We start from the raw sequence: 20,747 nt of genomic DNA on the forward strand, positions 1-20,747 counted from the left end.
ACATAGACCCAATACAATAACGCTTAAAATCAGGAATAAAACTATGCTGCCGGAGCAACAACAGAGGATAATGGGCTACTTTATTGAGGAGGCAAAAGACCACCTCAATACGATCGAACAAGGCTTGCTGAATCTGCAAACCACGATCGAAGACCCAGAACTGGTCAACGAAGTATTTAGGGCCGCTCACTCTGTCAAAGGAGGAGCAGCAATGCTGGGGCTGACGAGCATTCAGCAAACAGCTCACCGACTAGAAGATAGTTTTAAAGTTTTAAAAGAGTGCAGCGTTAAAGTAGACCAACAGCTAGAGTCCCTTTTTCTGCGAATTTTTGACACATTGCAAGGGCTGTTAGAGCAACTGTCGGGACCTTTTGGACTGACAGAAGAATTGGGAGAACAGATGGTTCGAGAATTAGAACCAGTATTTGAAGAGCTCAACGGGCACTTGGGGGGACTCGTCGGACACGGAGAATACCATGCAGACGATAGCTACGCGATGCCAGTACCCGAACAAGTTATGGCGGGGGTGGGAGTGGGGACGTTTGCCTCATCAAGGAGTTTTCCAGATTCGCGGTCAGTTTACGCACCTGATGCCAGAGCAACAGAAGACAGCGCGCTGCAGCTAGTATTTGACTCCGACGTGCCGGCGAGGATGCGGGAACTCCTGCAAGAGTTCAAACAGCCCGAGGGGCCAGAAAGCAGGCGGCAACTCAAGAACATTTGTCGGAACTTGCTCAGGGCAGGGGAAGAATTTGAACTGCCCTGCTGGATAGAATTGATCCAAGCTGTATCCAAGGCGATCGCCAACCCAGAAAATACCTACCGCACCTTAGCCCCAACGGTGATCAAAGACATCAAACAAGCGCAAGAACTGGTAATTTCTGGTCTAGAATCGTCGATCGCACCAAGCGCAAAACTTCTGGCGCTGCAGCCGGCTGTTTTGGTTCCAGAAACGGATTTTGAAGATTTGCTGGCCTTCGCTCAACCGAGTAAATCCGGGACAAATGTGGTTTCTGTTGAGGATGAGGCCTGGGATCTGGTGGGATCGGGCGATGCCACGGATGGATTGAACAAGTTGCTGCCGACTATTTCTGGGCTGAGTATAGACGAGCTGTTCGACCAACTCGACAGCGGCGACAGCAACGATGACAGTGGCATTCGATCGTCCCAGTTCGATGAGGATTCCGCCTTCGCAGAATCGGATATGGAGACGGGTGCTTTTAGAGGCTCGACCCGCACCGGCCCGGAAGTGGGCGCGGCAGAACTCAACACTTTAGCTGACTTGTTTGACGGCGAGTCCCCGGAGCTCGACGGCGCTTGGGAAGAAGAAGAAGACCTCGACTATGCACAGTCTTCTGGGATATCGGCGGCGGGAATGCTGGGGTCAGACGATGACAATTCCGGCGATTTTACTGATTTGTTGTTTGACGAATACGATGCCGAAAGTTCCGAAACGAACACGAAGCCTCCGATTGATGACCTGACGAGTTTGTTTGGGGAGGATTTGCTGTTTGGAGAAGAGGCAGAGGGATCGGCATTGGCTGCCGGTCAGAAAAATGGGGGTTCGAGCCAGCGGTTAACTCGCAAACAGGTTAAAACGGGTAACGGTAGGGGCGGTTTGGAGCGGCGAGAGGACACGGTGGCCCCAGCCAGGGGACAAGGGGACGAAGATGCTCTCGGTACGCTTTTGGACGAAGTGGCTGCCCAAACTTCTGCTGGTGGTACGGACAATGCTGATTTCGAGAACTTGTTCGGTGATTTAGGCTTATCTGAGGCAACAGGTGGGCCGGCAGTCTCTTCGGAGTATTCCCTGAAGTCTGAGGCTTTAGACGGAGAATCGAAGGAGCCTGCAGCAGGGGGGGGCAATAATGATTCAGCGGATGCCGAAGCGCTTGCTCTGCCTGAAATGGATGATTTTGATTTGTTCTCTGAGCTTGGCGAGGATTCGGATTTGAGCGAGCTGATGGGGATTACTTCTAATTTCCTTTCTTCAGAAGACGAAGGTGGGGAGAACGGGGGCGATCGAGATCAAGCTGCAGGCACCGCACAAAATGAGGAAATGGGCAACGTTCTTAACATGACATCAAATTCTGATTTAGATATCTCTGCGGATGAAAACTGGCTAGAAGATGCTTTCGGCATGGAAGACGAGTCTGTGCAATCGCTCAACCTGGAGCTGGACGATACGGATTTAGATGCGCTGTTTGGGGATATGACCTCAGACGCGATTTCTGAGGATGAACAGACTGTGCGGGATCGGCAAGGAGTGGCTACCTCCCGAGAAGCTGCCGATTTGGCTGAGCTTTTCGGTTCTGTACCTACGGGTACTGAGTATGACGGAGAAGCTTCGGGGCAAGCCCGTGGGGCTTGGCTGAAGGATGGGGATTCAGAATTGCTGAGTGCGGATGTGGGAGTTGAGGAGGGCGACTTGGGGAGTTTGTTCGAGAACAATGGTGCGGCTGTTTCCGACCAAGGCTTGACAAATTCGGCAGAGGTTGAACTTGGGGCTTTGTCCGACGATCGTCCTGAGTCGGAAATTTCCAATGTCGAATCTGATGAGGGCGCAGCTTTCGATTTCTTGGAGGATATGTTTGGGGAAGGCATGGTGCACCCAGGCGATGCTGGATCGGCGCCAGATGACGGCGCTGCGGATGTGAAGGAGTTGTCTGCCCAACCTGCCGATGGTTTGTTCGACGAGGCGAGTGCGGATTTGTTCGATCGAGCCGCAACAGATGCCGCCGGGGAGTCTGAGGGCGAAGATGATTTGTTTAATGCCCTGGAAACGGATTTTTTAAGTGCGGATTTAGAGCCACTGCCAGCAGAATCTCTCGATGGTATGTTTGAGGGCGATGCTGACTTGCTCTCGGCGATGGAAACCGGGGCTACTCTCAACAACCAAGAGTTGGAGGGTTTTGATGATTTGTTGGATTCGATCGATGCTGAGGTTCTGGTGACTTCGGAACTGACGACGGGCTTTTGGGACGCTGAGGACGAGTCTGCCCAGGGCGATTCCTCGGAGTTAGATGAGGGGTCGCTGGCAGACTTTTTTGGCGAGGACGAATCAGGCGATGAGGATGCCGAAGGCAATTTTGACGATTTAGAAGCACTGTTAATTGCAGGGGGTGCTGGAGCTGTCATAGCAGCTTCTGGAAGCACAAATCAGAGTCCGGTAAATACAGAAGTTTTCTCGGATCTCGAAGAACTCCTTAGCGAGAGCGCAACTATGCCGGAAATTCACGGGCTACCGGCGACAACTGCTAGTAAAGCTCCGCGCACTGCTGCCGATGAGAGCGACGACGAATTTGGCGATTTAGAAAAACTGCTGGAAGATCCAAAGGACAGCGGCCGCCAAGGAGAAGGCAATATGGGGCAGTCGGCGCTCAACAGACCCAGGCGGAATGCCCGCGCGGGCGGGTTCGGCGACCAGACGATGCGGGTGCCGGTCAAGCAACTGGACAACCTCAGCAATTTGATGGGCGAACTGGTGGTAAACCGCAACAGTTTGGAGCAAGACCAAGAACGGATGCGGCAGTTTTTGGACAATTTGCTGCACCAGGTTGCGCTGCTGAGCGATGTGAGCCAGCGGACTCAGGATTTCTACGAGCGGAGTCTTTTGGAGATTGCTTTGCTGGCAAACCGGCAGGGACACCGATCGGCCTGGCGCTCTGAGGATTCGGCGCACACCCGGGAAAGTGCCTGGAGACCGGAGGAAATGGACAGGTTTACTCCTTTCCACAGTTTGGCTCAAGAGATTATTGAGCTGATCGTGCGGGTGCGGGAGTCGGCCGCGGACATTGAGTTTTTGGTGGATGAGGCGGATCAGGTGACTCGCCAACTGCGACAAGTCACTACTCAACTGCAAGAAGGTTTGACTCGCGCCCGGATGAAGCCGTTTGCGGAGACGACGGACAGGCTGTTCCGGGCAGTGCGGGAAATCGCGATTAAGTGCGGCAAGCAGGCTCAGTTGCAGGTTGAGGGTAAGGATATTTTGATCGACAAGATGATTGTGGATCAGCTATATGACCCGATGACTCATTTGGTGAACAATGCGATTACTCACGGGATCGAACCGCCGGAGGTGCGTCTGGCGGCTGGGAAGCCTGCTGTCGGCAGGATTACGATTCGCGCTTTCCACCAAGGGAACCAAACCGTGGTTTCGGTTTCTGATGACGGGGCGGGGATTGACCCGCAACGGGTGAAGGCGAAGGCGATTAAGCAGGGTATGCTGACGGCGGCTCAGGCTCAGAGGATGTCTCGCTCGGAAGTTTACGATTTGCTGTTTATGCCGGGTTTCAGCACTCAGGAACAGGCGACGGAGTACGCCGGCCGGGGGGTCGGTATGAATGTGGTGCAGACTTCGTTGCAGGAAATTCGGGGCACTGTGTCGATCGATTCAACCATCGGCAAGGGGACTGTGTTTACGATCCGTTTGCCTCTGGTGTTGAGCATTTCTAAGGCTCTGACTTGCATTAGCGATCGAGCTCGCATTGCTTTCCCGATGGATGGGGTCGAGGATATGATCGATGTGCCTCGCGATCAGGTGACGACGGGGGCGGACGGTTTGCCTTGCATTGAGTGGCGGGGTCAAAGCTTGCCGTTCCGGCCGCTGCGGGATCTGCTGGCTTACAGCCGCCATTTGGGTCGGGGCAGTGTTTACGGGTTTAATACTGACGATGACATGATTTCGGTGATCGTGCTGCGCTCTGCTGGCAATTTCTTGGCGGTGCAGGTGGATCAGGTTTCGACGGAACAGGAAATTGTGATCAAGCCGTTGGAAGGGCCGGTGCCGAAGCCGATCGGGATTGCTGGGGCCACCGTGCTCGGGGACGGTCGGATCGTGGCGATTGCGGACGTTCTGGAGCTGATCGATTTGGCTACGGGAAGGCTGCGGAAGGACACTGGCGGTACGCTTTGGGATGAGGGCGATCGGGCTGCTGCGGAGGCGGAAATCGAGAAGACTGAGCCGACTGTGCTGATTGTCGATGACTCGATTACGGTGCGATCGCTATTGTCGATTACTTTCGAGAAGTCTGGCTATCGTGTGGAAGAAGCTCGCGACGGTAAGGAAGCTTGGGAAAAGATGAAATCTGGTCTGCCTTGCGATATCGTTTTCTGCGATATTGAGATGCCGAGAATGGACGGTTTGGAACTACTTTCTCGGATGCAGAAGGATGCGGTTTTGTGTGAATTGCCGATCGCGATGTTGACTTCTCGCGGTGCTGACAGACACCGCCAAATGGCTTACAGTTTGGGCGCCAAAGGTTATTTCACTAAGCCTTATTTGGAGGAGCAATTGCTTGATGCTGCTTCTCGGATGTTGAAAGGTGAGGTTGTTGGTGCTCCGGTTGGTGTGTAATGTGTAAAGCTGCCTTTATCTGCGGTTGAAAAAGGGAATTTGTTAACCGCAGATGAAAATGGATTGACGCGGATTGACGCAGATAATCTCTAATTTATCTGCGTTTATCTGTGTTTATCTGCCTCTATCTGCGGTTAAAAAATGAAATTTGTTAACCGCAGATGAAAATGGATTGACGCGGATTAACGCAGATTTAGATCGCGCTTTCGGTTTTGGTGGTAGGCTGGGAAAGTGGGGTGTAGCGGAAGGGCGATCGGTTATTTATGAAAGCTGAAGAACTTTTAGAAAGATACGCTAAAGGCGAACGTGCATTTAAGAGTGCACACTTAAGTGAAGAAAACCTTAAAGGTGCAGATTTGAGTGGCATCAACTTAGACAATGCAAATCTTTCAGGTGCAGATTTGAGTGAGGTAATTCTCACAGGTGCATACCTTCAAAGTACAAACCTCACTAAAGCATCGCTGATAGGTGCTAATTTAAGTGGCGCCATTGCTGGCTCAGCGAATCTCAACTGGGCTGATTTAAGAGGTTCTGATTTGAGTCGATCGAATTTTAGTAATGCGATATTGAGTAATGCCAACCTAGAGAAGGCAAATTTAACAGGAGCAAACTTAACTAGCGCTAAATTGATTTATACCAGACTAGACAATGCAAACTTGAGTGGGGCAAATCTGAGTAGCACAGATATGAGTGTAGCTTCTTTACATGGGGCAAGCCTAAATAGAGCCAATCTGAGCAAGGCTAACATGGATGAAGCATACTTGGTTGAAGCAGACTTGACTCTGGCAAATCTGACAGATGCAACACTCCACAATGCAAAGTTTCAAGGCTCTAAACTCGATAGAGCCAATCTTTATAAAGTTGATTTGTCAGGCATAAATTTGGCTGAGGTAGATATTAAAGAAGCCTGTCTTCAAAGTGCAAAGCTAAAAAAAGCCTGTCTTCAAGGCGCCAACTTAGAGAAAGTAAATTTAAGGTGGGCAAATTTGAGCAGGGCCAATCTAAATGAAGCAAATTTGAGAAGATCTGACTTGACAGGAGCAATAACCTATGGCTGGAATATTAAAAATGCTGACTTCACTGATGCTATAATGCCCGATGGAGAAATCTACCAGCCTGAAATCTCAGAACCAGAAATCGACAGCAAAGAAACCTCTCAAGAAGAATCTCAAAAAGTGACATCTATGACACGCAAAATTATTCGTACTGACAAAGCACCTGCACCCGTGGGCCCTTACAATCAAGCGATCGCCGCTACGGGCACTATGCTGTTTGTAGCTGGTCAAATTGCGATCGACATTAGACTAAACGATATTGTCTACACCGACGACGTGGCAAAACAAACCGAACAAGTTATGGCAAATCTCGAAGCCATTCTCACAGAAGCCGGCGCTACTTGGTTGGATGTGGTAAAAACTACGGTTTTCCTCAAAGATATGAATGATTTTGCCGCTGTGAATGCGGTTTATGCAAAATATTTTGATGCGGAAACAGCACCGGCGCGCGCTTGTGTGGAGGTTTCGCGTTTGCCGAAAGATGTGTTAGTTGAAATTGACTGCATTGCTGTGATTTGATTAGAGCTTCTTTGAGAAACCAGGCTTTTTCAATAAGTCTGGTTTCTGGATAGTTTGTTTTTTTTAATATTTATGAGCGATTTAACCGCAGAGGGCGCAGAGGGCGCAGAGGAAGAGGGGAGAGAGATGAATAATTCCAAGGTTTACTTATAGCAACCGCCGAGGGTAAAGTGCGCGACTTTATTAACTTCTACAGCCGATCGCACTTTTGTCGATCTGTCGCTGTCGCGCACCTACTCCCAAATCAATCTGAAACAATCAGATTTAATCTCAATTAGCAATTAGCAATTACTAATCACCAGTTAGCAATTAGCAATTAGCAATTACTCTACAAGTAATTACCAATTACCAACCGTAAACTATTTATTCAGCGCTTCGCGGGCGGCTACCGCTTCGTCGGGATGAATATTCAAGCGGGTCAAATTAATTCGACCTTTATTGTCAATTTCTCGCACTTTGACAATCACTTCATCGTTCACAGCTAACTCGTCTTCCACTTTGCCAACGCGGTAGTCCGCTAACTGGGAAATGTGAATCATTCCTTCTTTTCCGGGCAAAATTTCCACAAAAGCGCCGATCGGAATAATTCGAGTTACGCGGCCGACATACACGTCTCCTGCATTCAACTTGCGCGTCATGCCTTGGACAATGTTGTAAGCCCGCTGAGCTTTTTCGCTGTCGTTGCCAGCAATTGTCACGGTTCCGTCGTCTTCGATGTCAATTTTGACACCGGTTTCTTCGGTGATGGCTTTGATCGTTTTGCCACCAGGCCCAATTACCAAACCGATAAATTCTGGATCGATTTTCAGGGTTAGCAAACGTGGTGCAAACGGCGACATTTCCTTGCGGGGAGTGTCGATAGTTGCCAGCATTCTTTCTAAAATGTGCAGTCTGGCCGGTTTGGCTTGGCGGATGGCGGTGGCAATCACATCTAAGGGCAAACCTTTGATTTTCATGTCCATCTGCAAAGCAGTAATCCCGGTGTCGGTACCGGCTACTTTGAAGTCCATGTCGCCTAAGAAGTCTTCAATTGCCTGAATGTCAGTCAAAATTCGGACTTCATCGCCTTCTTTAATTAAGCCCATTGCCGCGCCGCTGACGGGTTGGGAAAGGGGAACGCCTGCATCCATTAATGCTAGCGTTGAGGCGCAAACTGAACCCATTGAGGTGGAACCGTCGGAAGAAAGGATTTCTGAAACTACGCGAATCACGTAGGGGAAATCTTCTTTGGATGGCAAAACTGGCAGTAAAGCGCGTTCTGCGAGGGCTCCGTGACCGATTTCTCGGCGTCCAGGCGATCGCATCGGCTTGGTTTCTCCTACCGAAAACGGCGGGAAATTGTAGTGATGCAGGTAGCGTTTGTCTTGCTGCGGGTGCAAGTCGTCTCCTAAGTCTTGGGCGTCGCCTGGGGTTCCCAGGGTAGCTGCGGACAAGACTTGGGTTAACCCCCGATTAAACAACGCACAGCCGTGTACTCGCGACGGCAGCACGCCTACGCGACAAGAAACGGGTCGCACCTCGTCAAGCTTGCGACCGTCTACGCGGATGCCATCTTCGAGGATCTGCTTCCGCATCATTTTTTTGGTAACGTCTTTGAAAACGTTGCCGATCGCCTTGCTGTTGGCAGTGGCGGCTACTTTTACCGGGTCCTCTTCCGGGAGTTCGGCGATCGCAGCTTCGACTTCATTTGCTTTAACTTCGTCTAATGCTGCATTCCGTATTGTTTTGTCTTTTTCAAATCTTGACAAAATGATGCGGATGGGTTCTTGGGCGCGATCGCGAATGAAGGTTTCCAGGGCCGAATCTTGCGATGGCCGTTCCTCTACCACCAAATCGATGCCCAATTCCGCCATAATTTCGCGCTGGGCTTGAATCAAGTCACAGGCTGCTTCATAGCCGAAGTCGATCGCCTCGATGATATCCTGTTCGGGCAATTGGTTGGCGCCGGCTTCTACCATGATTACTCCGTCAGGAGAACCAGCTACCACGAGATCCAACTCGCCTTCTTTGATTTCGCTGTAGGTGGGGTTGATGATGAAATCGTCCCCTACCAAACCGACTCGCACCGCCGCCATCGGCCCGTAAAACGGCATTTTCGCCAGCAGTATCGCTACGGAAGCCCCCGTCACCGCCAAAACGTCCGGTGGCACTTGTTCGTCCATCGAAACCGTTGTGGCTACAACTTGGATGTCATCTCGCAGCCAGCTTGGAAATAGCGGACGCAGCGGTCGATCGATCAAACGGCCAGTCAAAGTTACTTTTTCTGGGGGACGCCCTTCCCTCCGCAAAAATCCACCGGGAATTTTACCGCCAGCGTAGAGTCTCTCTTCGTAATCCACCAACAGGGGCAGGAAATCAATTCCTTCTCTCCCCTGCGATCGAGTCGCTGTCACCAAAACCGCCGTGTCACCCGACTGAATCAAAACTGCACCGCCTGCTTGAGGCGCTAGTAAACCAATCTTCAGTCTAATATCCCGTCCATCGAAGGATATTGACTTGTCTATCTCTACCATGTAGCACTGCTTCCTTATCTACCACATTCTTTCTCTGTCGGGATCGTAACATTACCACAGGATGTTTGAGAGTCCGACGCCAAAAGACAGGGATAATCGCCTCGCGATCGACTGTCTGTGTCTCGATTGTAAGCATTTATACTCGATAATTATTTTTTGCAGTCTGGGGTCGATTCTCCGATCGATTCTCCGGTCGATCGCCCGCCAAACGCCTTCCATAGATGGTACGATGAATTTTCGTTTGGGAATTGGGACGTTGAAGGAAAAAGGAAAAGGGATTTAGTTATCTAGGACACGGAATAAGCCGTAAGGTGCTTATGGTACACCCTACATATCCAGGTTTTACCTAATTCATGTCTGGCTCAAAATATCCTCGGTTTGTTTTAAATAAATTTTTCATAAATTCCATATAAATGTAGTAGTCAACATCCCACTTAAATAAAAATATCAGGATTTTAAAAATGGCAATTTTACACGGCAGTTGGGTACTAGAGAATGAAAAAAGTGGCTTATTTATTTGGGGAGAAACTTGGCGAAAAATAGGGGCAATTGACACCATAGAATCGGGCATAAATCTACCGCATCCCTTAGCAATGACCGAATCGGAATTTAAGACTTTCCTAAATTCCTTGCGGCAGTCGGGAAAACTGGATTGGCAATTACCGGAAACCGCAGAAACTCTACCGGAAAAAAGCAAAAAAACTAGGCGATCGCCCAAAACTCAAAGCGCCGTAGAAATTTCCGCACCCAACTCGTCAATTCAAAGGGAAATTCGGGCGATCGCGCTTCCCACCCAAATCTCAGAATCAAACGCAAATCTGATGCCGCAGCACTCAGCAGCAGCACTTGAGGAACCGGCAAAAATCGAGGAAATTTACCTTTATCCCTGGCAAGTCGAGGGTTTTTGTCTCAACCCTCAAGCCGCTTTTGTTTTCTTGCAATCACTACCGCTTAACAGCACGGAACCAGACTCTTTTGTCGGCTCAGATTTGCGTTTTTGGTCTCATATTGCTAGGTGGAGTTTGGATTTGTTGGCAAGATGCAAATTTTTGCCTGGGTTGGAGAAACAGTCCGACGGTTCTGCTATTGCCAAATGGCAACCCCTGTTAGATAGTTCTACAGATACACTCCGCCTCGCCACTTTTGTCAAGCAAATGCCGACGGCTTGCAGAACATATCAATCGAAGGAAGAAGGAAGAGGGAAGAAGGAAGAAGGAAGAGGGAAGAAGGAAGAAGGAAGAGGGGAAAAAGAAGAAGAAAGAGGGGAAAAGGAAGAAGAATCCAGCCCATTGCCTTTAGCGGTGGATTTGCCTATTGGGGCGGAGGAATTGGTGTTAGGTTTTTTGAGCAGTATTGTAGATAGTCAAGTGCGATCGGCTGGTAGCTCTACTTTAGACATCAAAGCAGTTTCTCCTGTGCGCGACTGGCTGCAAGCTTTGCAGCAGGAATCTGGGATTGTGCAAGTAGAAACAGCAGCATTGGAAAACTTGGCAACCAAGCTGAGTGCTTGGACTGCACCGCTGCAAAACCAATTATCTCAACAAAGTCAATTTCGCACTTGTTTTCAACTCATACCACCAGCGCCCGGTAAAGCCAACTGGAGTTTAAATTATTGCTTGCAAGCAGCAGATGAAACCGAATTTTTGGTGGACGCGACAACTGTTTGGAACAACTCTGTCGAGCGTTTGGCTTATGCGGGGCGGACAATAGAATTACCTCAAGAAACTTTACTTAGCGGCTTGGGTTTAGCCTCGAAACTTTATCCGTTAATTGAACCGAGTTTGCAAGCACAGCGGCCTCAATCTTGCCAATTAAATCCGCTGCAAGCTTACGAGTTTATTAAGTCTGTAGCTTGGCGGTTTGCTGATAGCGGGTTGGGCGTAGTTTTGCCGCCGAGTTTGACAAAGAGTGAGGGTTGGGCGAGCCGTTTGGGTTTGAGCATTCAAGCGGAAACTCCGAAAGTGACTCCGGCGAAAGGTGGGGTGGGATTGCAAAGTCTGCTAAATTTTAAGTGGGAATTGACGATCGGCGGACAGCGCATTTCTAAGGCAGAATTTGACAGATTGACCGCGTTGAATTCGCCTTTGGTGGAAATTAACGGCGAGTGGGTGGAGTTGCGCGCGCCGGATGTGAAAGCGGCTCAAACTTTTTTTGCCAGCCGCAAAGAGCAAATGACTCTTTCTTTGGAGGATGCTTTGCGTTTGGCGTCCGGCGATACTCAGATGATCGAAAAATTGCCTGTGGTGAATTTTGAGGCTACGGGTCAACTTCAGGAATTGTTGAATACTTTGAGCGATAATCAAGCGGTAAGTGCGATCGCAACTCCGGCTAGTTTCCGAGGACAATTGCGGCCTTATCAAGCCCTAGGAGCAGGCTGGTTAGCATTCTTAGAACGCTGGGGTTTAGGTGCTTGTCTCGCGGACGATATGGGATTAGGGAAGTGCATTTTACCACATTCTTTGCTTTTTATTAATGGTTTTTTACAAAAAGCTGAAAAAATATGGGAAGCTTATGCCGGAAAAACAGAATTCGACGGTGAGGGCTTTTGGTCTGAACCGAACGAGCAATTACTGGTAAATTCCATAAATCAGGAAACAGGCAAAATTGTACAGGCGACTGTTCGGCGGCTTTACCGCCAGCAAGTGCAAGAAAAGTTGCGAACCATCAAACTCCAAGACGGTAGCAGCATCACAATTACCCGCCGCCACAAATTGTTAGGACGCGATGGCTGGACAAAGGAGTTCAAGGTTGGAGATTATGTTTGCGTTCCTGCTAAATTGTATTGGGAAGGAAAGCCGGAAGATCCCGATTTGGTCAAGTTTCTGGCTTGGCAGATTGCTGAGGGATATGAGCAGCGCGATCGGGCAATCCTCACAATAACGCAGAAAGATGTGGCAGTTATTGAAGAATTGCGTTTCACACTTCACCGTTTAAGCAAAAAGTATGGGATAGAAATAAATAATCCTGCTGTTCGTACTCCCGGTAAGCAAAGAGCAGCATATTTAGCTGTGTGCAGTCGATCGTACCAAAGCTTTCTTGAGGCTAAAGGCTACGAGTGGGGGAAGCTGTCAGCCGAAAAAAGCTTCCCGCAATTCATCATGCAAGCCAATCTTGATAGCATTCGGATTTTTCTCAGAAACTACTTTGATGCTGAAGGTTCTGTCATTCCTAAAATGCGGACTATCGAAATTAGCACCGCTTCGCCTTTAATCATCCAACAACTTTCTACATTGCTGCGGCGCTTTGGAATTTGGCTGCGTATCGCCACCAGACAGAAATGCGCCACCAATGGCAGCGGGATTTTTCGCACCTATTATATCGGTACTTTCGGCGGTAACTCAGCGCGCATATTTTTGCAGGAAATTGGCTTCGGTTCTCCCGAAAAACAGCGTAAATTAGAGCAGATTTGCGAATCGGCTTGCAACACCAATGTTGAGGGAATTCCTGCTTCCGATATCGTCGCTCGTGCAGTGGAAATTACAAAATTACCATTGCGCCATTTTGGAATGCACAACCCCGTTTACATCAACGGTTCTCAGGAGTTTTCCCACAGGAGTCTGGCAAGGGTAGTCGCTGGGATGGAAAATATTTTAAATGGGTCTGCCGAACAAGAATACCGTCAGCTAAAGCCTTCAAAGTGGACGAATCAGACTCTAGAAGCTTATGCAAATTTAGACACACAACAGCTAGATACAATCAGAGAAGGCTTACAACTTTTTCTAGACCAAGAAGTATTTTATTGCCGGATAGAGCAAATTGAGGATTTTGAGTACAGCGGGTGGGTTTATGATTTTGAGGTGAGCAAGTATCACAATTTTGTTGCTAATAATATCTTGTGCCACAATACTATTCAGCTAATTACTTTTCTCCTGCATTTACAAGAACAAAATTCTCTAGAAGCGCCAACATTACTGGTTTGTCCAACATCAGTATTGGGCAATTGGGAGCGGGAAGTCAAGAAATTTGGCCCGACGTTGAAAGTGTTAGTTCATCACGGAGACAAACGCGCTAAAGCCAAAGCATTTGCGACGGCAGTTAAAGGAAAGGATTTAATCATTACCAGTTACGCGCTGGTGTTTCGAGATGCGAAGGAATTTCAAGGAATTAAATGGCAAGGATTGGTTTTGGATGAAGCGCAAAATATTAAAAATTCCGAGGCGAAGCAGTCGCAAGCGGTGCGGCAAATCGAGGCATCTTTTAGAATTGCGCTGACAGGAACTCCGGTGGAAAATAGACTGCAAGAATTGTGGTCAATTTTGGAGTTTCTGAATCCAGGCTATTTGGGTCCGCGCAATTTCTTTCAGCGCCGATTTGCAATTCCGATAGAGAAATACGGAGATCGAGAATCATTGCAGACTTTGCGATCGCTCGTTCGGCCTTTCATCCTCCGCCGCCTGAAAACTGACAAAGAAATCATCCAAGATTTGCCAGAAAAACAGGAGATGACTGTATTTTGCGGGCTGGCTGCTCAACAGGCGGTATTGTATCAGAAAATAGTCGAAGAGTCAATAGCGGAATTAGAGTCAGCCGAAGGCATTCAGCGCCGGGGAATGATTCTGGCTTTGCTGGTAAAACTCAAGCAACTTTGCAACCATCCGGCTCTTGTGAAAGCAGAAACTAAGCCGAAAGAATTGGAGATTAAGAGTCAGGAATCGGGGAAATTGCAGCGGTTGGTGGAAATGTTAGAAGAGGTGCTCGCTGAGGGCGATCGGGCTTTAATTTTTACTCAATTTGCCGAATGGGGAAAACTCCTGAAACCGCATCTAGAACAGCATTTAGGGCGAGAAGTTTTGTTCTTGTACGGAGGAATTCGGCAACAGCAGCGGGAAGAAATGATCGATCGCTTCCAGCACGACCCCCAAGGCCCGCCAATTATGATTTTATCTTTAAAAGCAGGCGGCACAGGTTTGAACTTAACCAGAGCAACCCACGTTTTTCACTATGACAGATGGTGGAATCCCGCAGTAGAAAATCAGGCAACTGACCGCGTATTTCGCATCGGTCAAACTCGTAACGTGCAAGTCCACAAATTTGTCTGCACTGGTACGTTAGAGGAGAAAATACACGATATGATCGAAAGTAAGAAAGCTCTAGCCGAACAAGTAGTCAGCGCCGGCGAAAACTGGCTCACCGAACTCGATACAGACCAACTTCGGAATTTACTAATCCTCGATCGCAATGCTATTATAGAAAACGAAGAAGAATAATATAGCATTTCTCAGAAAGATGAGGTGCTATCGGTCATAGGGCATAGGGCATAGGGCATACCTCACCACGCTTGAGAACCGCTATATGACCCATTCCCAACAGCATGACACGGAAGTCAAGAATACACGGATAGCTGTTTTTTTCTTTCTGAAGTCAACATCCCAATTACCAATGCCCGATGCCCAATGCCCGATGCCCAATTCCCAATTCCCAAATAAATGATTGACAGAGAATGGTGGACACAACAGTGGTTAGATTTAATCAATACCTACCGCTTCAAAAAGCGCTTAGAACGTGGCTGGCAGTATGCGCGCGAAGGTAAAGTTCTCAGCATTAAATTTCCCAATCAAGAAGTAATTGCCATAGTTCAAGGAACCGATCCAAAACCATATCAAGTTTCTTTAGGACTTGATACCTTAAGCGATGAAGATTGGGATTATGTGATTGAAAATATGTCGCAAAGAGCAGTTTTTTCAGCTAAATTACTAGCAGGAGAAATGCCGCACAATATTGAAGATGTATTTGCAGCAGCAGGCAAAACACTATTTCCGTTAAGCTTATCTGATATTCGATCGCGCTGTAGCTGTCCTGACCCCAAAAACCCTTGCAAACACATCAGTGCAGTATACTACTTATTGGGCGATCGCTTCAGCGAAGACCCCTTCGTACTCTTTCAATTGCGGGGGAGAACCAAAGAGCAAATCTTGACAGCGCTCCGTCAGAGACGAGGTACGCAAGGAGAGGAAAATTCCCAAATCAACTCCGGCGAAAATTCTCCCACTACGAATCCTAAATTGCCAAAGGTCGATCGCTTTTGGGAATATAACCAACAGCTAGAATCATCTTTAGTAGTTATTGTACCGCCGCCCAGCAGCGAAACAGTATTAGATATCTTAGGTCCAATTCCGCTAGCAACCGACGGAAAAGGAACCGCTAGCAAATCCTCCCCCGCATCTGACGCACTCAAGCAGCATTTTAGCAAAATCTACCAAGCAGTTAGCCAGCAAGCAGTTCTAGCAGCACTGAAACGGGGCGAAGGAGATTAACATAATTTACTCGCAGAGATGATATTACGGACTCTGGCTGATAACAAATCAGGCTTTCATACCTCTTTTATGCTTTAGTCTCTCTCTGCTGGAACGAGAGTTTGTCTAGAATAGATGTCAACCGACGAGTCTTACTTTTTGCAATTTCAGTTTACACTTCCTGCAAATTACTCATAATCTCTATCAATTCGTGGGGGCGTTTAATCAAAAAATCGGGATTGTGTGCAGCCAAAACCTCCTGAGAATTAAAACCCCAAGCTACAGCCATTACCTTAATTCCTGTTTTTCGAGCAGCGTCTATATCTCTAATCTCATCTCCCACATAAACGACTTGTTTAGGATTTATATTTTCTCTTTTTAGCCAGCTATTAATAACTTTATGTTTGCCAAAAGTTGAACCAGAGTAAATAAATGTGAAAGTGTCTTGCAAACCATTTGTTTCCAGCGATGCCAAGACATTTTCTCGGGAATTAGATGTGATAATGCCCAGTTGAAATCCCAGTTTTTTTAACTCCAGTAAAACTTCTTTAATTCCCGGAAATAATTGAATATTGGGAATTTCGCTGCGTAACTCTGCTTTCAACATTCTAATTAACAGCGGGAATTTGAAGATAGAAATGCCCGAATACTGAAGGAGTTGCCAAGAAGTTAAATTGCTCAGTTGAGCTATTTGCTCTTTGGTCGCAGACTTAAACCCCAATTCTGCTGACAAACGGTTGGTGATGCTCAGAAGAATATCGATTGTATCTGCTAAAGTACCGTCAAAATCAAAAATAATTACTTTGGTCATTGGACAATAGCAAATAAGGAACGGGGGAGCATACAATTTTAGATTTTAGATTTTAGATCTTAGATGGAAATGACTTACTGCATAATGTATTCACTCTTGGCGATTCAGTACATAGCCTAGGGTTTATCTATAGGGTAATGCGCCCCCTAAGCACCCTGACGAACCTCTCAACTTTTAAGGGTTAATTTGATTTGCTTTCGCATTTCGGCGCAGCATTTCGGGTTTTATGCGCCGCAGCGCCGAAGCTGTAAATCTGCGGTTCCATTCCTCGTCGGAAATGTCGGCTAATTCTGCAAGTGTCGGTGCTATATTTTCAGGATAAGGCTCAAACTCTGCCACATCTGTTGGTTTAGCAAATCGCTGATTCCAAGGACAAACATCCTGACAAATATCGCAACCTGCTACCCAACCTTGTAAATTAGATGCAATTTCATCGGGCAATTTTTCGGCTCGATTCTCGATCGTGTGATAGGCTATACATCGATCGGCATTCACCACAAAAGGCTCAGTAATTGCCCCCGTCGGACACGCCTCAATGCAGCGAGTGCAAGTACCGCAATGTTCCGTATGGGGTTCATCGGGCGCTAACTCCAAATTAGTCAAGATTTCGCCCAAAAACATCCAAGAACCGTATTCGCGCGAAATTACATTACCATTTTTGGCAATCCAGCCAATCCCTGCACGCTGCGCCCACATTTTATCCTGAACCGGCCCGGTATCAGCATAATACCGCGCTTCAATTCCCTCGCCTTGCGATCGCACCCAATTTGCCAAAACCTTCAGTTTTTTGTGCAAAATTCTGTGGTAATCCCTTCCCCAACCGTAGCGAGAGATTTTAGCATATTCGATCCCTGCCTCGACCCCCCCCTCACCAGGGGGATTTGAGGGGCGTTGGTGAGGTGTGTAGTAGTTGATGGCGACACATATTAATGACTGCACCTCTGGCATTATTAATCGAATATCCTGCCGTTTCGGGTTTGCCATCCATGCCATATCCGCCTGATAACCCTTGTCCAGCCAAGCTTGCAATCTTTGTTTTTCTAGATCGAAATCCGTGTCTTTTGAGGCTATCCCGACTTTGTGAAATCCCAACTCAAGGGCTTTTTGCTTCACCAAAATGCTGCTAATTGGCGCTTTCATTTGATACCAGGCAAATATTTACCTTTTGTATTGACTATTTTGAGTTTATATGATATGTCAAGCAATTTTTAACGATCGGTTTCCTAAATAACCTAATTCGGCGCACAGTCTAGTGACGGCGATCGCAATTTACCAAACCATTGATCATAGTTTTATAACTCAGCTATATGTAATTTATATTTGCAAAAATTAACAAAACGTTACATGATGTTAATTAAGGGAGCTTGAGGTTTCCTAACTCAAGTACCTCACTAAAACCACAAATCCCACAGCATACACATGGCAGTTAGCATTCAATCCGCTCAATCTATCTTCTCAAACACCGAGATTGCTAGCGTTGTTCCGGCTACCACCGAAGCCTTCTACAAACTCAGCGTTGAAGACCAACTAGCCTTGCTCTGGTATGCCTACACCGAAATGGGTGTTTCCATCACCGCAGCAGCTCCGGGAGTAGCCAGCATGGCGCTTGTCGAAGGCATTCTGAGCGAAATCAAGCAAATGTCGCCTGCTGCTCAAAGCAAAACCATGTTTGACCTAGCCAGCAACGCCGACACAACGATTGGTCGGATTTACACTTCCTTGCGCGTCAACACCAAACTCGGTTTCTGGTACGAGTTGGGGCAGTTGATGAAACAGGGCCTTGTCGCTCCGATCCCCGCTGGCTATCAAATGTCTCCCGAAGCCACCGCAGTTCTCGAAACCATCAAGAAACTCGATCCAGGCCAGCAAATTACCGTACTTCGGAATACCGTAGTTAACATGGGCTATGACCCTGCTTTTAACCAAGAGTACGGCAAACGCTCTGCCCCGCGCAGCACTCCCACCGCTCCAGAAGAGCGGGTAAAAACCACAATTGAGGGTATCAGCGAGCAGACTGTCCTCAACTACATCGACTACATGAACGCCTTCGACTTCACCCCAGCGGTAGGTTTATTTGCTGAAGAAGGTGCTCTGCAACCACCTTTCCAAAAGCCGATCGTCGGTCGCGAAGCTATCCTCAACTATATGCGGGAAGAGTGCGTCGGACTGAAAATGATGCCCGAGCGAGGCGTATCGGAACCCGCAGAAGATGGCTACCGCCAAGTGAAAGTCACTGGCAAAGTCGAAACTCCCTGGTTCGGATCGAATGTGGGTATGAACATCGCGTGGCGGTTTTTGCTCGATCCCCAAGGTCAAATTTTCTTTGTGGCGATCGACTTGTTGGCATCTCCTAAAGAATTGCTCAATTTGATGCGTAAATAGAATATTCTGGTTCGGTCAGTCAAACAGACTTGGCCAGAAACCCAGATGCCTAAAGGCATCTGGGTTTCTATCATTTTAGATTTTAGATTTTAAATTTTAGATTCAAGAATTGAAGGATGGGAAATGACTGATGGTATCAGGGTTTGCAGCTTGGCTACACTTGTATTTTTTGAAAGTAGGATTGATGTTGGTCGATCGCTCTGAAAGCGGCGATCGACGCTCTGCGGTTCCCGATTCCTCCTTTTTTCGGAGAATTATTTTCCTACCCCTACTTATATCTTTTGAGGGATTTGCTGCGACAAAGAGAATGATTACAGTATACTCATTCATTTGAAATCACTTGTTTTATGACCGCAACAACTCGACCTATTTTAACTACCTCTATAAAGATTGCAGGCATCACAATGCCAGGGATAGTGCAATATTTTGAAACTTTAAACGCGGGCGATTTTGAAGCGACGGCTAATTTATTTGCCGATGACGGGGTTCTGCACGCGCCGTTTGAAGATCCAATTATCGGCAGCATCTCGATCGCCACTTATCTAAAAAAAGAAGCACGAGGAATGCAGCTAGAACCCCAGAAAGGTGTCAGCCAAATTTTAGAAGATGGCAAAGTAGAAGTTCAGGTCAGCGGTCGAGTGCAAACTTCCGCATTTGGTGTTAATGTCGGATGGCTATTCTTGCTCAATTCTGACCAAAAAATCCTTTCTGTCACCGTCAAACTGTTAGCTTCTCCCCAAGAATTGCTAAGTCTGCGGTCACAGAAAAAATTTGATGCTTAATAAGCTGTTTCAGATTTAAATTCTCTATTTTGGTTTGACCTGTCGATCGCACGTAATAGCTAAAGTCGTGCGATCGACAGGTTAATCGGCTTTTTATCGCCAGAATAAGGCAGAAACCGGGTTTTGATCCAAATCTTTGGTGAAGTGCCACTCACGGTATAAAAAATCGGTTTCGTGGCTATTTGTGCGAGCGTAACTTTACCCCTACAATCTTACAGTCTCGCCTTGGGCTGACGCTACTGCACGGAAAATTGGCTGTCACCGCAGCGCGTGCGACAGACAGCCAAAGCGAGTCTAAAAGTGCATTGCCAATCATTAATGACTAATGACTAATGACTAACTACTAATTAAGATTTTTCCGGCAAACTCGCTTCCAACTTTAGACAGTTGCGACCGTCTATTTGCAAAGTGTAGTCCACCCGATCCATAAGTCTGCTCATAATCAGCCAGCCGTAGCCGCTTTCCTGTTTAGCTTCCGGCCTCGGGGGATTGTAAGTATCCATTTCGTAACCTTTACCGTAATCCCAAATTTCTAAACCAATATCCCTATTTTTTAAATTCAAGCGAATTAACACGGGCAAATTGGGTTGATCTTTGTGAGCATGGCGGATCACGTTAGAATAGGCTTCTGCTAACACCAAGCGCAAACGATTCGACTGACGCGGCCAATCGACGTGCTCTCCTAGCTCTACTTCCAAACTGCTCAGCAACCAATTTTCAACAATTGTTAAAAACCGCAAGTCGCTTGGCACATGAAGCTCAGTATTCATAAAAAAATCCCGTAAGTTTGAAAACCCTGTGTATTCACACCAGGTATGAAACACGACGCGCCGAATGGATTCGGCCTCAATACTTGCCGCTACTTGGGGGATACTAGCCTTTTCTGTTTAAAAATCAGGCATTCATGATTCGGTAGAAGGCAGAAGTTAAGAGTATAGTTGAAAACTTTAGTTATGGGTCTAAAGCCCATTAACAATTGATAATTATACCGAGACTGCAAGCAGCGAGGTATAAAAAATCTTTGTTTCAATCCCTGGCTTTTAAGCTTTGGTTTTTTCTGACCAATGCCTTCTACCTTAACCTTTTACAGGTGTTT

The 20,747-nt window shown here is 47.4% G+C and carries 13 protein-coding genes; 8 read left to right on the forward strand and 5 right to left on the reverse strand.

Annotated elements, in window-relative coordinates:
* Positions 1 to 43: 43 nt before the first annotated feature.
* The 3 genes from QUB25_RS18245 to QUB25_RS18255 all read left to right on the forward strand — a co-directional run bounded on the left by QUB25_RS18245 (position 44) and on the right by QUB25_RS18255 (position 6,930).
* Positions 44 to 5,356 (forward strand): response regulator, encoded by a 5,313-nt coding sequence (locus tag QUB25_RS18245; protein ID WP_333184867.1) that lies wholly within the window; start codon positions 44 to 46, stop codon positions 5,354 to 5,356.
* A gap of 148 nt (positions 5,357 to 5,504) precedes the next feature.
* Entirely contained in the window at positions 5,505 to 5,630 is a 126-nt protein-coding gene (locus QUB25_RS18250; protein ID WP_333184870.1) for a hypothetical protein, read from the forward strand.
* Positions 5,620 to 6,930, forward strand: coding sequence for a Rid family detoxifying hydrolase (locus tag QUB25_RS18255; protein ID WP_333184873.1), 1,311 nt, complete (start codon positions 5,620 to 5,622; stop codon positions 6,928 to 6,930). Before QUB25_RS18250 ends, QUB25_RS18255 begins: the two co-directional genes overlap by 11 nt.
* Positions 6,931 to 7,289: 359 nt before the next feature.
* On the opposite strand, the gene QUB25_RS18260 is transcribed toward QUB25_RS18255, so the two are convergent.
* A complete protein-coding gene (locus QUB25_RS18260) occupies positions 7,290 to 9,443 on the reverse strand; it encodes a polyribonucleotide nucleotidyltransferase (protein WP_333037503.1) in 2,154 nt (717 codons plus the stop codon).
* Positions 9,444 to 9,504: 61 nt separating this feature from the next.
* On the opposite strand from QUB25_RS18260, the gene QUB25_RS18265 reads away from it, so the two are divergent.
* The 3 genes from QUB25_RS18265 to QUB25_RS18275 all read left to right on the forward strand — a co-directional run bounded on the left by QUB25_RS18265 (position 9,505) and on the right by QUB25_RS18275 (position 15,697).
* Entirely contained in the window at positions 9,505 to 9,726 is a 222-nt protein-coding gene (locus QUB25_RS18265) for a hypothetical protein (protein WP_333184876.1), read from the forward strand.
* 178 nt (positions 9,727 to 9,904) lie between these two features.
* Positions 9,905 to 14,650, forward strand: coding sequence for an SNF2-related protein (locus tag QUB25_RS18270; protein ID WP_333184879.1), 4,746 nt, complete (start codon positions 9,905 to 9,907; stop codon positions 14,648 to 14,650).
* A 219-nt stretch (positions 14,651 to 14,869) separates the two neighbouring features.
* Positions 14,870 to 15,697, forward strand: coding sequence for an SWIM zinc finger family protein (locus tag QUB25_RS18275; protein ID WP_333061164.1), 828 nt, complete (start codon positions 14,870 to 14,872; stop codon positions 15,695 to 15,697).
* 151 nt (positions 15,698 to 15,848) lie between these two features.
* On the opposite strand, the gene QUB25_RS18280 is transcribed toward QUB25_RS18275, so the two are convergent.
* Both QUB25_RS18280 and queG read right to left on the reverse strand, forming a co-directional pair.
* Complete coding sequence (locus tag QUB25_RS18280) at positions 15,849 to 16,487, reverse strand: HAD-IA family hydrolase (RefSeq protein WP_333061165.1); 639 nt, start codon at positions 16,485 to 16,487, stop codon at positions 15,849 to 15,851.
* 174 nt (positions 16,488 to 16,661) lie between these two features.
* On the reverse strand, positions 16,662 to 17,627 hold the full coding sequence (gene queG, locus QUB25_RS18285) for a tRNA epoxyqueuosine(34) reductase QueG (RefSeq protein WP_333061167.1): 966 nt from the start codon (positions 17,625 to 17,627) through the stop codon (positions 16,662 to 16,664).
* A gap of 279 nt (positions 17,628 to 17,906) precedes the next feature.
* Between queG and QUB25_RS18290 the strand changes: the two genes are divergently transcribed.
* Positions 17,907 to 18,869 (forward strand): orange carotenoid protein N-terminal domain-containing protein, encoded by a 963-nt coding sequence (locus QUB25_RS18290; protein WP_333061169.1) that lies wholly within the window; start codon positions 17,907 to 17,909, stop codon positions 18,867 to 18,869.
* 102 nt (positions 18,870 to 18,971) lie between these two features.
* Here QUB25_RS18290 and QUB25_RS18295 read toward each other — a convergent pair whose 3' ends face one another.
* Positions 18,972 to 19,199: a hypothetical protein gene (locus QUB25_RS18295; protein WP_333184885.1), complete on the reverse strand. Its 228-nt coding sequence runs from the start codon at positions 19,197 to 19,199 to the stop codon at positions 18,972 to 18,974.
* Between the two features lie 17 nt (positions 19,200 to 19,216).
* On the opposite strand from QUB25_RS18295, the gene QUB25_RS18300 reads away from it, so the two are divergent.
* On the forward strand, positions 19,217 to 19,651 hold the full coding sequence (locus QUB25_RS18300) for a nuclear transport factor 2 family protein (protein WP_333037513.1): 435 nt from the start codon (positions 19,217 to 19,219) through the stop codon (positions 19,649 to 19,651).
* A 347-nt stretch (positions 19,652 to 19,998) separates the two neighbouring features.
* Here QUB25_RS18300 and QUB25_RS18305 read toward each other — a convergent pair whose 3' ends face one another.
* The gene (locus tag QUB25_RS18305; protein WP_006633914.1) at positions 19,999 to 20,421 is read right to left on the reverse strand and encodes an ATP-binding protein; all 423 of its coding nucleotides are present in this window, start codon (positions 20,419 to 20,421) and stop codon (positions 19,999 to 20,001) included.
* Between the last annotated feature and the right edge of the window lie 326 nt (positions 20,422 to 20,747).

Origin of the sequence: Microcoleus sp. B3-D7, from assembly GCF_036705305.1 — a bacterium.
Classification (GTDB): domain Bacteria; phylum Cyanobacteriota; class Cyanobacteriia; order Cyanobacteriales; family Microcoleaceae; genus Microcoleus.